General features: G+C 48.5%; 11 protein-coding genes. 7 read left to right on the top strand and 4 right to left on the bottom strand.

The window, feature by feature from the left end; genetic code table 11:
* Positions 1–195: 195 nt before the first annotated feature.
* Entirely contained in the window at positions 196–1,443 is a 1,248-nt protein-coding gene (locus tag NDA02_RS18150; protein ID WP_190792809.1) for a response regulator, read from the bottom strand.
* Between the two features lie 959 nt (positions 1,444–2,402).
* Between NDA02_RS18150 and NDA02_RS18145 the strand changes: the two genes are divergently transcribed.
* The gene (locus tag NDA02_RS18145; protein WP_348255614.1) at positions 2,403–6,335 is read left to right on the top strand and encodes a PAS domain-containing protein; all 3,933 of its coding nucleotides are present in this window, start codon (positions 2,403–2,405) and stop codon (positions 6,333–6,335) included.
* 279 nt (positions 6,336–6,614) lie between these two features.
* Here the strand turns inward: NDA02_RS18145 and NDA02_RS18140 are convergent, their stop codons facing one another.
* On the bottom strand, positions 6,615–6,896 hold the full coding sequence (locus NDA02_RS18140) for a hypothetical protein (protein WP_190792808.1): 282 nt from the start codon (positions 6,894–6,896) through the stop codon (positions 6,615–6,617).
* 274 nt (positions 6,897–7,170) lie between these two features.
* Here NDA02_RS18140 and NDA02_RS18135 point away from each other — a divergent pair, with 274 nt between their 5' ends.
* The 6 genes from NDA02_RS18135 to NDA02_RS18110 all read left to right on the top strand — a co-directional run bounded on the left by NDA02_RS18135 (position 7,171) and on the right by NDA02_RS18110 (position 13,698).
* Complete coding sequence (locus NDA02_RS18135) at positions 7,171–8,613, top strand: PLP-dependent aminotransferase family protein (protein WP_348255612.1); 1,443 nt, start codon at positions 7,171–7,173, stop codon at positions 8,611–8,613.
* A 295-nt stretch (positions 8,614–8,908) separates the two neighbouring features.
* On the top strand, positions 8,909–9,178 hold the full coding sequence (locus tag NDA02_RS18130) for a helix-turn-helix transcriptional regulator (protein WP_348255610.1): 270 nt from the start codon (positions 8,909–8,911) through the stop codon (positions 9,176–9,178).
* Between the two features lie 90 nt (positions 9,179–9,268).
* Positions 9,269–9,451, top strand: a complete 183-nt coding sequence (locus tag NDA02_RS18125; protein ID WP_348255608.1) for a hypothetical protein — start codon at positions 9,269–9,271, stop codon at positions 9,449–9,451.
* A gap of 35 nt (positions 9,452–9,486) precedes the next feature.
* On the top strand, positions 9,487–12,270 hold the full coding sequence (locus tag NDA02_RS18120) for a CHASE3 domain-containing protein (protein WP_348255606.1): 2,784 nt from the start codon (positions 9,487–9,489) through the stop codon (positions 12,268–12,270).
* Positions 12,239–12,958, top strand: coding sequence for a response regulator (locus NDA02_RS18115; RefSeq protein WP_348247507.1), 720 nt, complete (start codon positions 12,239–12,241; stop codon positions 12,956–12,958). Before NDA02_RS18120 ends, NDA02_RS18115 begins: the two co-directional genes overlap by 32 nt.
* A 290-nt stretch (positions 12,959–13,248) precedes the next feature.
* Complete coding sequence (locus NDA02_RS18110) at positions 13,249–13,698, top strand: response regulator (protein ID WP_348255605.1); 450 nt, start codon at positions 13,249–13,251, stop codon at positions 13,696–13,698.
* Between the two features lie 15 nt (positions 13,699–13,713).
* On the opposite strand, the gene NDA02_RS18105 is transcribed toward NDA02_RS18110, so the two are convergent.
* Entirely contained in the window at positions 13,714–14,565 is an 852-nt protein-coding gene (locus NDA02_RS18105) for a glycosyltransferase (protein ID WP_348255604.1), read from the bottom strand.
* A gap of 175 nt (positions 14,566–14,740) precedes the next feature.
* Positions 14,741–15,859: an acyltransferase gene (locus NDA02_RS18100; RefSeq protein WP_348255602.1), complete on the bottom strand. Its 1,119-nt coding sequence runs from the start codon at positions 15,857–15,859 to the stop codon at positions 14,741–14,743.

The following is a 15,859-nucleotide window of genomic DNA, read 5'->3' as shown; positions in this document are numbered from 1 at the left end:
TTGTTCAAATATCCTCTTCGATCACCTCTTCAATCATCGCTTTGGTAAAGCGCGTTACTTCCTGAGTAAAACATAAAAGTCCGTATAGATTTCACACCAAGGCTGTATCTTTAATACACTCCTACTTTGTTCACCGTTTGTTTGCAAATGTCATGCCAGCAGACACTATTCAATCTACTGTCGATTGAGAGACGTTCAGCAACTTTTTAGATAATTTTCTAAAACACTCAATACTTTGTCTCGCTCGATCGGTTTAGTAATGAACTCTGAAGACCCTGCCAGCTTTGCCCGAACGCGATCGACGATTCCATCTTTGCTCGTCACGATAATGATCGGCGTGTCTTTAAAGGCTGAGATTCGTCGAATTTGGGTGCAGACTTCATAGCCATTGGTCACGGGCATCAGCAAATCTAGAAAGATGAGACTTGGCTTCTGCTCCAGCAAAATGGGCAATGCCTCGATCGGGTTTCGCACATTAATAAATCGGTAGCCTGCTTGAGCCACAATTTGACTCATGGCAACACTGTCAAAGCGGCTATCTTCGATATAGACAATTAGCGGCGTTGATCGCGCCTGAGCAGCAACAGCCGTTGGCGGAGTTATGCTGGGCGGAGTTGTGCTTGGTGGAGTTGTGCGACGATTCGACAAAGACATTCGATCGCGATCCCAATCCCCAACCTGGTCTAGACCAACAATTCTGCTCTGAAGGTAGGGCAACAGGGAGCGGGTTAGCGGCACGAGGGGCTGTTTTAGCTGAATTGCAATGTCTCTCAGAGTGCGATCGCCGTCTGCCAATAATGTGAGATTGTGATACGCCAGGAATGACATTTGCTGCCGGAGTTCCTCAGCGTCCCAAATTACCGGGGCTAAATTGGGAGACCACGGGCTCAGGTTAGACTCTTGCCAAACTTGCCAAATTTGCTGCGCTTGCTGATGAATGCGACTGATTGAAGGAAAAACCAAGTAGGGAGGCAGTAGATTTTCTGTGAGCGGTTTGCAGGTGAGCTGCATTTCTGCATTCGTTTGGGCAGCGGTTTGAGTAATATCAAACAAAATCTCAATCAGGTTGCCTTCAACCACTGCAGCCAGCTGCTCATGGGTTATCCTGCCTTGTTTTGTGAATTCAATTAAGCCATTCTGACTCCAATACTGAAATTGAGGAGATTGCTGTGAAGAAGATGCCGTGAGGTGGGGACAGTATTGAGCCACTTGGCGACACCACCGACGAACTGGATGGAGGCTACTGCTTCCTGCGAATAGACGACCTGATCTGAAGAACAGGTTTGCCTGGAAGCTTTGTTGACCCTTGACCGTTATCTCTAAGCAGCCTGTAAACTGTGTTTGGATAAACACCTGAACTGCTTGTTTCAGCTCATTGATGCTGTTTGTGTTGTTGACGTTCAAAGACTTATCGATCGGACTAATGGACAAGGAAGTATTCATTCGTTAAGCGGGCGAGACTCACAGTTCACCGAGGCGGAGGGAGAAATTATTGAGTGGACAAGCACCTCAACTGCATCCCTGATCACTGCACCGCAGACTGAGCGAAACGCGGAGTCTTGATTGGAGCTGTGCAGCCGTTAGACGACCCATGCCCCAATCCTAGATAGAATCTTTTACTCTGTGGTTCTGAATTGTGTGGGTAGATGAGGTCACTCCAGAACGAATCACGTTCGGCACCGTAAGCCTCAGATATCTTGCATCTTTGCACTTCTTAATAATTACAACAAAACTTTTGTGGCGCAAGGATTTCAAGTAATCTTCATAGTGTTTATCAGCAATTCGCCCTATAAACACTAGATTGATTGATTTGTCAATCCTCCCCTGGATAGGTCTATAAAGAAATAACAGCCTTATTTTTGACGATCGCAGGTACTTGGGATACTTTACCTTTACAACTGTAAAGCCATGCTTAAGGTTGTTTGAAACGCTACAAAAAGACGGCTGACATTGCTGAATTGGACCCGATCGCATCTTGCCGGGGTAAGACCTGCTGCGCGAGTGCTCAATCCGCAGCGATAACAGCACGGTCAACCGCAAACGACCGCTAGCAATCAGATCGCCAGCAGTTCAATGAATTCAGCACTGGATTCAGCAAGCAATGGACTCAGCCGTTGATTCAGCAATTCACTCAGCAGAATCGATCAAGCAAAACCGCTCAAGCAAAACCGAAGCCCAACCTTTAGAATGATAGACGTTGGATCATGACCACTCAAAAGTAGTAGACAGAAAACTCTTGCTAGCCCTCTCAAGTGGCTCCTCCAGCGATGGCTGCTTAAATAAAACACTCCAATACAACAACTTGGGAAAACGGACATGGGAAAAACGGACACGCAACCCCTTCTCATAATTTATTGAGAATTTTCGTTTCTGATAGTTTGTAACTTTATTTGTAATTTGCTATGGCAGAAGCCGTGCCCCCGCCCATTCCTAAGTCTGCTGCTCGACCTGTCGATGAAACGGAACGATTAGAGGCACTGCGGTACTACAACATTCTCGATACGCCTTCCGAAGCAGCATTCGATCGCATCACGGCTCTGGCTGCGCGGCTATTTGATGTACCGATGGTGTTTGTATCTCTGATGGATGAGTCAAGGGCATGGTTCAAGTCTTGTTACGGGTTTGATCAGCAGGAAATTCCGCGAGATGTTTCTCTGTGCAGCTTCGCGCTATTGGGTGACGATGTTTTGATCATCCCTGATGCGCTGCAAGACGATCGCTTTAGTCGCAATCCTTTTGTGCAGGGTGAACCAGGCGTGCGCTTTTATGCAAGTGCACCGCTGCTAACTGAAAACAGAGTGAATCTGGGCACGCTTTCTCTGGTAGATACGAAACCGCGTCCGGGTCTGACCGATGAGCAGCAAGCAACCCTGATTGACTTAGCCGCAATAGTAATGGATGAGCTGGAGCTACGGTTGGCGGCTCGTAGAATGGCTCAGGTTGATGCAGCTCTGCTAAAGGTCACGCAGGGCGTTTCGGCAGTAACAGGCAAGGCTTTTTTTACTGCGCTGGTACAGCATCTCGCCACCGCCCTGGGGGTGAATTACGCCTGCATTACTTTGCTGATGGACGACAGCCCGGAAACGATCAAAACGATCGCCTTTTATGCTGAAGGCAAAATTGCTGACAACCTGGAATATCCGCTCAAGAATACGCCCTGTCTCGAAGTGATTCGTCAACGGAAAATTGTCTGCTATGGCAGTCAGGCTCAGGCGTTGTTTCCTGACGATCGCTTTCTGGTTTCATTGGGAATTGAAAGCTATGCCGCGATTCCATTCTTTAATTCACAGGGCACGCTGTTAGGCTTACTGGGCGTAATGGACAACAAGCCGATAGAAAATGTCCAGCTTGTTGAATCCTTACTGACCCTGTTTGCCGTGCAAATTGCAGCAGAGCTAGAGCGACAGCAGGCAGAAGACATTCAGCAGGAAGCCGCACAGCGTTTGCAGCTTTATGCGGATATCGTTCGCAATACTCAAGTGGGGATTGTCGTCTGGCAACTGGAAGACCCCAATAACCCCGAATCGTTTCGGCTGCTCATTGCCAATCCTGCCGCTTCGGAAACAGTTGGGCTGAATTTTGAACCGCTGATCGGCAAAACGATGGCAGAAAGCTTTCCGAAGCTGCTGCAAACCCCATTGGTACAGCAATACCTGGAGGTGATTCAGACTGGACGACCAATCGATTTGGGCGAAGTTTCCTACGGTGAAGACGGTATCTCGACTGGATTTTATGCGCTCAAAGCGTTTGCCCTTCCCGATCGCTGCCTTGGACTTGCCTTTGAAAACATTACGGTTCGCAAACAGATTGAAACCCAACTTAAGGAAAGCCAGCGTTACAGCCAGCAGATCGCCGAAGCGATGCCCGGTATCCTGTTTGTCCATGACATTCTGGAACAGAGAAATATTTATACAAACCGCCAAATTGCTGATTTGTTGGGATACTCTTCTGAACAGATTCAGGCAATGGGAACAGACGTTATCGCAATCCTGATTCATCCTGACGATCGACAGCGCGTATTATCCTATTCTGAATCGTTCCAGACCGCAGCCGATAATGAGGTGCTGGGCATTGAGTATCGCGCACATCATGCCAATGACGAGTGGCGTTGGTTTTATACGCAAAGCGTTGTGTTTAACCGCACTACAGATGGTTTGCCTTGCCAAATTTTGGGAGTCTCGATCGACATTAGCGATCGCAAGCAGTCTGAACAAGCCCTGCAAGAAAGTGAAGCATGGACTCGGATAGCAACCCAGGTGGCGCAGGTAGGAGGATGGCGGCTGCATCTGGAGACAAACCTGGTCGAAATCGATCAACGAATGCGTCAAATTTGGGGTGAGCCAGATGACCTGGTTATGATTCCGCTCTCGACCGTGCTGGAGCGCATTCATCCCGACGATCGTAAATCGGTTGCGGAGGCTGTGGCGGCTGCACTCGATCCCGCTTCAGCGGGAACGTATGAAATTGAGTATCGGGTGGTGTGGAATGACGGCACCGAGCGATGGATATCTGCCAAGGGGCAAGCTCGATTTGAAGGGGAAGGATCAGCCCGCCGAACCGTTGACTTTTTTGGCACAGCACTGGATATTACCTCAGCAAGGCACGGCGAAGCAGAACGCAAACGGGCACAATCAGAATTAGTAGAACAGGAACAGCGTTATCGCTACATCTTTGAATCAGTCGGCGTGGCAATTTGGGAAGAGGATTTTTCGGAAGCAAAGGTTGCGATCGACCAGCTCAAAGCAGCAGGAGTTCAGGATTTTCGTCAGTATTTTGCGGATCATCCCGAATTTGTTCAGCAAATGGCACAGCTCATCAAACCTCAGGATGTGAACCAGGCTGCCTTAACCATGTTTGGCGCCCAAGAAAAAAGAGAACTGCTCGCGTCCTTAGAGAAAATCTTTGTCCCGGAAACGCAAGCCGCTTTTGCCGAAGAGCTACTCGCGATCGCCAACGAAGAAACCTTTTTTGTCACAGAAACCGTTCTGCAAACTTTGCAGGGTGAGCGGCTCCATGTCTGGTTTAGCATCACGTTTCCACCTGCCTCAGAGTCGTATGATCATGTGCTGGTTTCGCTACTCGACATCACCCAGCGGAAGCAGGTAGAGCAAGCCCTCCAGCAGCAAACCGAGGATTTAGTGCAAGCCAATCGCATCAAGGATGAATTTCTGGCAGTGCTATCCCATGAATTACGATCGCCCCTGAATCCGATTCTGGGATGGTCAAAGCTGTTACAAACAGGCAGGTTTGATGCTCAAAAAACACAGCAAGCATTAGCAATTATTGAGCGCAATGCAAAACAGCAAACGCAGCTCATTGATGATTTGCTAGACATCTCTAAAATTCTGCGCGGCAAGCTCGCTTCAAACAAAGCCCCTGTTAATTTAGTCCTGACGATCGAAGCCGCGTTAGAAACCGTGCGATTGGCAGCCGAAGCCAAAAATATTCAGATTAAAACTGACTTTGATTCGTCCTTCCTCCCTGTCCTAGGAGATAGCGGACGTTTACAGCAAATTGTGTCAAATCTGCTTTCCAATGCCATCAAATTTACTCCCAGTGACGGACAGGTCGAGGTGCAGTTAAAGCGGGTCGGGTCAGAGGCGCAGCTTCAAGTCAGAGACACGGGCAAAGGCATCGCGCTAGACTTTTTACCTTATGTCTTTGAGTCGTTCCGGCAAGAGGATGGGAAGACCACCCGTAAATTTGGTGGATTAGGGCTGGGGCTGGCGATCGTGCGTCAACTGGTCGAACTGCATGGAGGAACCGTTCGGGCTGAGAGTAAAGGAGAAGGCACAGGAGCCACCTTTACCGTCAGGCTACCGCTGCTGAAGCGAATCAGAGCCGGGGAGATGGGGCAATGGGATGCAAACAGTTCGCTGACTTCCTTACCCCTCCAACCCCTCACCGGCCTACGAATCCTGGTAGTCGATGATGAAGCAGATATGCGAGAGTTAGCCGTCGCCATTCTGGAACAGGCAGGAGCGATCGTCCAGATTACAGCGTCAGCAGCTGAAGCTCTGGAAGTTTTAACCGGAGTCGATCGCTTTCAGCCCGCCCTGCTCATCAGTGACATTGGAATGCCAGACATCGATGGCTATTCGCTGATACAGCAGGTGAGAGCCTTACCTCCAGACCAGGGAGGACAAATTCCGGCGATCGCGCTGACTGCCTATGCCAGCAAACTCGATCAGCAGCAGGCACTCCAAGCCGGGTTCCAGAAGCACATTTCCAAGCCGATCGAACCCGAAGTCTTTATCCAGGCGATTGTCAATTTAGTTGGATCTGCCACAGTGCAGCGAGAGCCTGTTCTCTTTCAACAAGATGTCTATGAATGAATCTGAGAATGATCTGAATTCAGTTAACTTTTGGCAGTTTATCGCGGCGATTGAATGGGGCAATTTCATGCACCAACTTTTAAGGAATGATCTTCAAGGGTGTATAAATCGCATTGAGCACGATTTTCGAAATCAATAACCGCATGATTGTCAAAATCGATAACTGCCCATTCTCTACAGTGTTCTCAGGATTTCAAGATCACGGTGAATAAAGCACTGGGAATCAGCATTGAAAACTGGCTTGGCAAACCCCAAAACTTCCACAAGGAAACCACGCCATTATCGATAGCGTTCTTCTAACCATTGACGAACTTCCAGTTCAGAACCTAAGAAAGCAGTTCTCCCAGTTTCCGGGTCAAAGACCTGCCAGCCCATCCTCAATCCCTGGCGATCGAACTTTTCTGTGATCCGGGGTTCAGGACGAGCCGCAGCCCAGTTCAAAAAAGCCTGCCAGAGCGAACTCAGCGATCGCCGCAGCGAAATAGAAGACTGGCGCGAAATTCTGGCTTGAAGCAGGGCAAGATCTTCATCGGTCAAGTAGCGATACTCTGGCGTATTCATCGCAGCCTCCTTAAAGGGGAATTGGGGTGAATAAGGTTAATCAGTCATGAGTAAAGTGAATCGGGGTGAATGAGTCGTGAATCAGTATTGTTCTAATTTGCGCTGACTTTTCTTTGAGGAGAAGGTACAGATTCGATCGCTTTTGCTAGTACAGTTCAAGATTTCTAAAACTGTTCTGTTCAAAATTTAAGAAACTGTACCAGGACATTTCCAGGCGAATGAGCGATAAAAGCGATAAGGTTCAATTCTTTGCATTGTTGAATGCACTTGCGCTATGCAAATTCCCCTCGATCGCCAGGCAGAGCAGCCAATTTATTTGCAGATTCGCGATCGCATTCGTCGTCTGATCAGTTCCGGGGCACTGCAACCGGGCGATCGTTTGCCCTCGGTACGCGAATTGGCGAAAGAAGCCGCAGTCAACAAGCTCACCGTGATCGAGGCGTACAGCGTTTTAGAAGCAGACGGGCTAATTCACGCTCGTCAGGGGTCGGGCTACTTTGTTAACTGCTGCCCTGAAATCCCGCTCAATCTAGTTTCTAGCTTTGCCCCGGCTCAAAGGGTAGTCATTCCTCCACCCCAATATGGAACATTCTGTAAGTCTTACATGACTTCTTTTGAGGCACAGCGACAGCCAGGCATTCTGGACTTTAGCAGTGGTTTTCCTCAGGCATTTGGCTTAGAAGACTTGCAGCGGATTGCCCGTCGTGCCATGAGTCAGATTGCCGATACGCTTTATCAGTACGACACGCCACGCGGATTGCAAACCCTCCGGCAGCAAATTGCTCAACTGCTGGTGCAGCGCGGTCTGATCGTTTCTGCGGATAATCTGATGATCACCACTGGCTCAATGCAGGGAATTTCGCTGGCACTGCGCTACTTTGTGCAGCCGGGAGATTGGGTAATTGTGGAAACGCCCTGCTATCACGGCGCACTATCGATTTTGGAAAACCTGCGAGCCAGGACGATCGGCATTCCCATGACCCCCGCTGGAATGAATCTGGAACTGCTTGAACAATACTTAAAAAGCCATCGTCCCAAATTAATCTACACCGTCAGCACGCTGCACAATCCTACGGGAATCACTACGTCGCTTGCCCACCGCAAACAGCTTCTCGCCCTGGCACAGCAGTATGACTGCTTCATTCTAGAAGACAACGCCTATGAAGGACTCCAGTTTGAACCCGTGCCGCCGCCCATCAAAGCCCTCGATCAGCAAAATCGGGTGATTTATGTCAGCACCTTTTCTAAAACGCTGATGGGCAGTTTGCGGGTGGGCTATATGGTGGTGACGGGCGAGCATCTGCAACCCCTGATCGAGCAAAAGCTGATCAACGATCTGCACACGCCCACTCCTTCACAGGCGATCGTCAGCGAATATTTGGCATCGGGGCACTATCGCCATCGGCTTCGCGACTTGCAGACCTATCACCTTCAGAGCCGCAATCAAATGCTGCAAGCCCTGGAAGATCATTTTCCCGCAGAGGTAACCTGGACTGTGCCCATCGGAGGACTGCTGCTGTGGGTACAGCTACCCGATCGGCTACCGTTAGAGCAAATCTGCCACACCCTGCGCGAACAGGGCATCCTCACCACGCCCGCAACCGCCTTCTTTCCCGATCGCAAAGGCTATAACGCGATGCGCCTCAACTTCTCTCACCCGCCAGAGTCGATCGCCTGGGGAATTGCAGCGATCGGAAAGGAGCTAAAGTCTTATTGATCATCTTGAGCCGTTCTTACTTGAGCCGTTCTTGAAGGAGGGTTTGAAAATAAGGGTTTGAAAATATGGCACTCTGCAGGCGGCTCAAAGCATTCCTCCCAGCAGTTCTTTGCAAATAAATCTATCCTTAGTAGACAGATCTATCAAAAGTCAGTTGTGCCAACTGCTCTCACACCTTTCGATAGAGAGTACATTCCCTAACGCATTTTCCTTGAGGATTTTGCGAGTATTTTTCCGTTAAGGTAAAACGACAAAGTTAAACGGCCAATCGGCATGATTCAGTACATGATTCAGTATGAATACAGCCAACACGGACTTTGCCAGTATTGATATTCTGATTCCCTCTGAGCGCGACTTGTGTAGATTAACGCAGGAGCAGTTTGCTGCTAAATTAGGTGTGTCCTTAGTTACAATCAACCGGTGGGAGAATGATCGTGCCAAGCCAATTCCGATCGTCCTGCGGCAAGTCAAATCATTGCAGGTTGAGCTGACCCAGCCTGAACGGGTATTGGGCAGAACTCCGAAGAAATCGAGGCAAACCAAGCTACGGCGAGTCGGTTGTTAAAGCAATATTTCTCAGAAGAGTTTTAGCTTGTCCTGACTTGTTCCCAATCTCGGATGCTAACTATTTCAAGCCACAGCGGGGGTATCACCAATGATGGAATTGTCTACAGGCACAAGTCAGTTTCAATCGCAGCAGTCTGATCCCTACGCGGCAGAGCTTGACCAGCAGCAGGCACTCCAGGCAGGGTTTCAATGCCATCTGGCAGAGCCGATCGAACCAGTGGTGCTCATCATAGAGATTACCAGGCTCTTGAAAACTCGCCCGCCAGTTTGATGGGTCATAAATCGATCATTTGTTAGGGTGATTGAATGAACCACACTAGGCAGCACTTTGCTCAAACACAGCTTCAGCAACGGCTAACGAAGGCGTTCGTCCTTCCGATTGTGCTGCTGTTACTGGTATCGGGCATCTTCATCGGGCAAACGCTGCACCTGATGACAGCCCTGCAATGGGTCGATCACACCGATCGCGTCATTTCCCACGCCAATCGGGTGCAAAAGCTGCTGCTCGACATGGAGACCGGCAATCGCGGCTATTTGCTCACCAGAGAGCCAATCTTTTTAGAACCCTACGAGCAAGCCCGCAGCCAGATTGGGACTGCCACAAATCAGTTGAAACGTCTGGTGAGCGACAATCCGAGGCAGGTGCAGCAAGCCGAAGATCTACAGCAGCAGCAAATTCAATGGACGCGGGGTGTGCCGCAAGTCCTTGCCCTGGTGGACAGCGATCGAGTCACCCTGCGAGCCACCCTGCTGCGCCGCAAAGGGGAAATGGACAGGATGCGAAGCCTGATCACAAACTTCATTGCCATAGAAGAACAGCTCCGAGCCAAGCGCGTTCAAACGGTAAGCCAAAGAACGGGCTTTGTGATCACCAGCAGCATCGGGCTAGCAATCGCGAGCGGGGCAATCTTGGCATACCTTAGCGGGCAGCAGCTCCGAAAAGTTGCGCGAACCTATACTCAGCTTGTGAATTCGCTTCAGCAAAGTCTGGACGATCGCGATCTGGCGGAAGAGGCACTGCGGGACAGCGAAGAACGATTTCGCCGCGCCATTTTAGAAGCTCCGCTGCCGATTATGCTGCATTCCGAAACCGGAGAAGTGCTTCAGATCAATCACCAGTGGGAACAGATCACAGGCTATCAGCTTTCGGACATTCCCACGATCGCCGACTGGACAGAACGCGCCTACGGCGATCGTCGCCAAACGGTTCAGGCTGAGATCGATCGACTGTATGACTTCCAGAAAAGCCTTGCCGAAGGAGAATTTGTGGTGATGACTCGCGCCGGAGAAGAGCGCATCTGGGAATTTTTCTCTTCTCCAGTCGGGAGGTTGGCAGACGGACGGCGATTAGTGATTAGCACCGCGATCGATGTCACAGAGCGCAAACGTATTGAACGGCAAGTTCAGGAAAATTACATCCTGTTACAATCTGTGATTAACGGAACCACTGACGCGATTTTCATGAAAGATTGCCAGGGGCGATACCAGCTTGTGAATCAAAGAGTGGCTCAAATTATGGGTCAATCGGTTGAAGGGATGCTGGGCAAAGATGATGCTGAATTTTTACCGCCTGATTTACTCAGTCAGATCCAAGCCATCGATCGCACGGTGATGACCACAGGACGATCGCAAATTTTTGAAGAACAAATTCCAGAGAATGGCGAGATACGCACCTATCTCAGCACCAAAGATCCCTACATCGATGCTCAGGGAAATATTACAGGGATTATTGGCATCTCGCGTGACATTACCGATCGCAAACTTGCCGAAGCGCAGCAGCAAAAATCAGCTCAGCGACTCGCCGCCCTGCAAGCGATCGATCGGGCAATTTTGCGCCTTGATGCTCCCGCAAGGATTGCTGAAGCAGCGCTGTCGCGGCTCGTGCAAGTTGTCCCGGCAGATCAGGCGGCGGTGCTAGTGTTTGACTTGGCGCAAAGTCAGCTTCAAGTGTTAGCCGGAGAGATTGATACTAACCCTGCCGGAACCGTTCGCCCCATCCTCGATTTCACCACGCCAGAGGTTCTGGTCAATCGAGAAGCGATCGGCTACATCAAAAATTTAGCCACCCTGATTCAAACGCAACAATCCCCGCTGCTTCAGCGATTGCTAATAAAGGGCTATCACAGCTTTCTTGCTGTCGCCCTGCGTGCAGATGGACACTTTTTGGGAGATGTAGTGTTGATTCACCGTGAAGTAGACGCGTTTTCAGCAGGAGATTTAGAAATTGTGGGCGAAGTCGCAAACCAATTAGCGATCGCGATTCAGCAATCTCAACTCCGCGACCAGCTCCAACACTACGCCGCCGACCTCGAACAGCGGGTTGCAGAACGCACCGCTAAGCTTAAAGCCACCAATCAAGAACTCGAAGCCTTTACTTACTCGGTATCACACGATCTGCGGGCACCGCTCCGCACCATGCAGGGCTTTGCTCAGGCCCTCATCGAAGACTATGGCGACCTGCTCGACGACACTGCCAAAAGCTATATCGAATCGATCGTCGAAGATGCGGTGCAAATGAGCGGCTTAATCGCAGACCTGCTTGCCTACAGCCGTCTTAGCCGAAGTCAAATTAACCTTCAGGAAGTGAACTTAAAAGAAGCGATCAACGATGCGATAAAGCAGTTGGCGGTTGAAATCCAGGAAAAACAAGCAGAAATCATCCTGCCGGAGGAACTGCCCTCGGTAGCAGCACATCGATCGACGCTGGTTCAAGTTATGGCAAATCTGTTTAGTAATGCGATGAAGTTTGTCGAACCGGGAACAGTGCCGCAAATTCACACCTATTTTCGCGAGGAGCAGCACGAGCATCAACGCTGGGTTAAATTGTTCATTGAAGACAACGGTATTGGTATTGCTCCTGAGCATCAAGAAAGGATCTTCCACGTATTTGAGCGGCTGCACGGCGCAGAAAGCTATCCCGGCACGGGCATTGGACTTGCCATTGTGCGGAAAGGGCTGGAGCGCATGGACGGTAAAGTGGGCGTAGAGTCTGCGCTTGGACAAGGAAGCCGATTTTGGATTGCACTGCCAAAAGCTGTTCTCCCGGATCGAGGAACTCATGACCCAACCCATTCAACTGCTACTCATTGATGACAACCGCAGCGATCGACTCCTGGTTCTGCGCGAACTCCAGCGCGAATTCGAGCAGTTAAATGTACAGGAAATTATTAGCTCTGGTGAGTTCAATCGTGCCATCAGACAGGGCGGTTTCGATGCCGTGGTTACTGATTTTCAGCTTCGATGGACAACGGGTTTAGAAATTCTTGAAGCCATTAAGGAACGATATCCCGATTGTCCGGTGATTATGTTTACTAATACGGGAACCGAAGAAATCGCTGTCGAAGCGATGAAGCTGGGACTCGATGACTACATTCTCAAAGAGCCAAATCGATATGTGCGAGTTCCGTCATCGGTGCGGGCTGGGATCGAACGGGCGATTGCTAAAAAACAGGCTGCACTGCTTGAAATTCGCTTTCGTGCCTTGCTAGAGAAGCTGAAAATTGGCGTGTTTCGGGTGAGCGAAGCCCATGAATTGCTAGAGTGTAATCCGGCTTTTCTGACGCTGCTGGGCGTTGAGTCGATCGAGCAGGCACGATCGCTGCTGAGATTCAGCTTTTTCTCCAGCTTGATTCAGTCAGCGTCAACCGCGGAGATCGAAAAGCAGGAGCTTGACCTGCAACGGGGGGATGGACAGCACATTAAAGTGCTACTCACCATGATCGTAACTCGGGCTGGAAACACAACCGTCATTGATGGGATACTTGAAGAATCAGTATAATCTTTCCAAATCAATACAGGATGCGTTAAACAGGATGCACTAATTAACTAAAATTTGAGTGAAGTCATTTCGATAAAGTAAGCCATCATTGGTTTAGCAAATGCTAAAGGGATATTTGAGAAGTACCGAAAGTTTTAAATTGAATGATCATTTGAAAAATATCGGATACACATCTACCATGCAGCGAATACACATCAAATACGCAGCGAATACACACCGAACCGAAAGTTCTACCGAGGCAATGGTGGAGAAATCATATCGTAGAGAAATCGTATCGTGGAGAAACAAGAGTGAGTGCAGATCAAACAATCTTGTTAGTTGAAGACAATCCCAAAGATGTATTTCTCGTTCAGCGCGCATTTCGCAAAGCCGAGATTACAGTGTCTATTCAGGTGGTCAATGATGGCGATAGCGCAGTGATGTATCTGTCAGGACACGCTCCCTATACCGATCGTAGTCTTCACCCGTTTCCCGCACTGATTTTGCTCGATCTAAAACTGCCACGTCGATCGGGCGCAGAAGTGCTCATGTGGCTTCGCCAACAGCCCACGATTAAGCGTATTCCCGTTGTAATTCTCACGTCTTCCCGGGAGTTTACTGATGTCAACCACGTCTACGATTTAGGAGCAAACGCTTATATGGTCAAACCGCCCACGTTCGATGATCTGGTCACAATGCTAAAAACGCTCGATTTGCACTGGCTTAAGTACAACGAAAAACCCCAGCTCGGCACAAATTAAGGCCAGAACTTCTGCTCAGAAAGCGCGAGGCAAGATCAAATTTCTGATGCCGCTTTTCACATTGTCCGGCAAGCGGGTGGCGATCGCGTTAAAAGGATATTTGAGCAGGCTCATCGCTTTGTCTACAGAGTAGGAAATACTGCCATCTCTGTAGAATTCGATGTTTTCTGCGATCGAAAATCTTCCTTTCAGTTTCGTTAACGGCTGTCGAATTCCCCGAACGCGATTAGAAACATTTTTGTCGTGAATCACTTGAAGCCAGCTCGGCTCGGTCTTGATTTGCTTTAGGGTTCCGATTTTTGCAACCTGAGTATGACTTCCACACAAAACGGTTTTAAATCCACTCACGGTTCGATCGCGAATGCACTCAATTAAGCTCATAAAAGGATTGCTCAAGTATTCAAAAGAGTACAGTTTTCCATCCTGCCACACATAGCCATTAGGCAAGTTAATAAACTGCATCTCCTGTTGGGCAAAATGACTCTGAACAATTGCAATAAATTTGTCGCAGATTGCATCGTCATTATCCAAACGAGTTGTGATTAAAAAATCAGTTTGCCCATCAAGATAGCTGAGAATTACCGATCGATTCACTTCATCAGTAAACGGTTCGCTCAGAAAAATAGGGATAAAATTTTGCCATTTTGAATATTCAGAAATCTTTGCTTTGAAACAATCAGGGGTATCCGCATCAAAGTACACCAACCACTGAAAGTTTTGATTAGACTGGGCTTGAACTGAGGGATAACAAAAGCGATCGAATAAATCGAACCGATGCGCCAGCCATTCTGGATCAAGCCCGGCAGAAGAACTGAAATTGACCTTTACATTGAATCGGGTAATAAGAAAGTGCTGAAACTTTTTCATGGTTAGAAGTCAATCGATTAAAAGAAGATGAACTGAACGTTTTAGAGATTGTTAGAAAAATCGCAGGGGTACTACATTGCTCCCTGGATTTGCCCTGAACGGAAAACCTTGAAATTCTCGTGAGTCATCGCAAAACCTTCAAACATCTTTTTAGAGCGTGAACCGCAGAAAACTTTCAACGGACGATCGCGCCTAAACCAATGCGATCGAGTAAAATCGACAGCCTCAAAGAAAGCAAAAATAAAACAGTCCATCCGATAAGTTTAATCAGCAGAATTTCTGCCAGGCTAAAAGTAAAGCCGCTTGCCACACGGCTACCCACAGACAGAAAAATCTCACTTGCAATTCCATTAATACAAAAGATCCCCAAACTATAGCGAGACACCAGCATAATGCAGTTGCTCACAGGTTCAGGCAGCTGCTCCTGCTTAATCGATGCAGCACACAAAAAGATAATGGGAGTCATCAGAATACAAATTAGCAAATTGTAGTCAAAAGGCGGAATATCACCGTTTGATATCGTAAAGAATATCGATCGCTCAACGAGCACCAGCAAAACTCCAACTCCTAGAAATGCAAGCTTTACAGAAATCGGGATGCGGCGCGATCGCTCTACTAATTTTGACCAGTGCTGCCAGAGATAAATCCCCAATACGCCATAAACAAGCCAGTAAATCAAAAAAGGACGACCGACCCCTTCTAGAGATGATAAAAGGGCTGAGAATTGATTTGCCCTAGCGAGGATGAAATAGATTAACAAAAAAATAATAGTTTGGAGAGCTATGATGAATCCGACTGCTTTCCGATATTTAAACCGGCGTCTGCACAGGATTAACAGCGGCATCATCTGAAACAGAACAAGGAAATAGTAAGCTCCCTGAAAAATCGTTCCATTTGCAACAGCCAGCAAAAGATCAGGAAATGAATTGCGACCTGTGCTGAGTTTAAGAATGACAGCCAGACTAAACCAAAATAGAGTAGGAATGGCGAGACGAGAAATTCTCTTCTTCAAGATTTGCCAGTCGGGCTGACCAGCAGAGTGCTCAATTCCTCTTTCAAACAATAGAAATGAAATTGTAAATAAAACAGGAACGCAGAATCGTAGTGGAGCAGATGCAATATCGAGAAAAAATAGGCTGTCTTGATAGGCTGAGCGAGGAACAAAAATCGCGTGAAACGAGACAACCGATAGAATACTTGCTGCTTTTAATAAATCGAGGCAAAAAAGCCGATCAACAGAGTAAGAAATGGCTTTTTTAGGTAGTACGCCCTGGCTCAAAGATTTCTGATTCAT

The organism is Leptolyngbya sp. ST-U4, from assembly GCF_039962215.1.
Taxonomy (GTDB): domain Bacteria; phylum Cyanobacteriota; class Cyanobacteriia; order Elainellales; family Elainellaceae; genus Leptolyngbya_A.
This window is presented reverse-complemented; position numbering and strand designations above follow the sequence as displayed.

Coding starts and splice junctions, on each gene's coding strand:
- NDA02_RS18125 (WP_348255608.1), top strand. CDS start 9,269: ATGATGGAATTGTCTACAGGCACAAGTCAGTTTCAATCGCAGCAGTCT.
- NDA02_RS18115 (WP_348247507.1), top strand. CDS start 12,239: ATGACCCAACCCATTCAACTGCTACTCATTGATGACAACCGCAGCGAT.
- NDA02_RS18100 (WP_348255602.1), bottom strand. CDS start 15,859: ATGAATCAGAAATCTTTGAGCCAGGGCGTACTACCTAAAAAAGCCATT.
- NDA02_RS18105 (WP_348255604.1), bottom strand. CDS start 14,565: ATGAAAAAGTTTCAGCACTTTCTTATTACCCGATTCAATGTAAAGGTC.
- NDA02_RS18130 (WP_348255610.1), top strand. CDS start 8,909: ATGAATACAGCCAACACGGACTTTGCCAGTATTGATATTCTGATTCCC.
- NDA02_RS18135 (WP_348255612.1), top strand. CDS start 7,171: ATGCAAATTCCCCTCGATCGCCAGGCAGAGCAGCCAATTTATTTGCAG.
- NDA02_RS18120 (WP_348255606.1), top strand. CDS start 9,487: ATGAACCACACTAGGCAGCACTTTGCTCAAACACAGCTTCAGCAACGG.
- NDA02_RS18150 (WP_190792809.1), bottom strand. CDS start 1,443: ATGAATACTTCCTTGTCCATTAGTCCGATCGATAAGTCTTTGAACGTC.
- NDA02_RS18140 (WP_190792808.1), bottom strand. CDS start 6,896: ATGAATACGCCAGAGTATCGCTACTTGACCGATGAAGATCTTGCCCTG.
- NDA02_RS18145 (WP_348255614.1), top strand. CDS start 2,403: ATGGCAGAAGCCGTGCCCCCGCCCATTCCTAAGTCTGCTGCTCGACCT.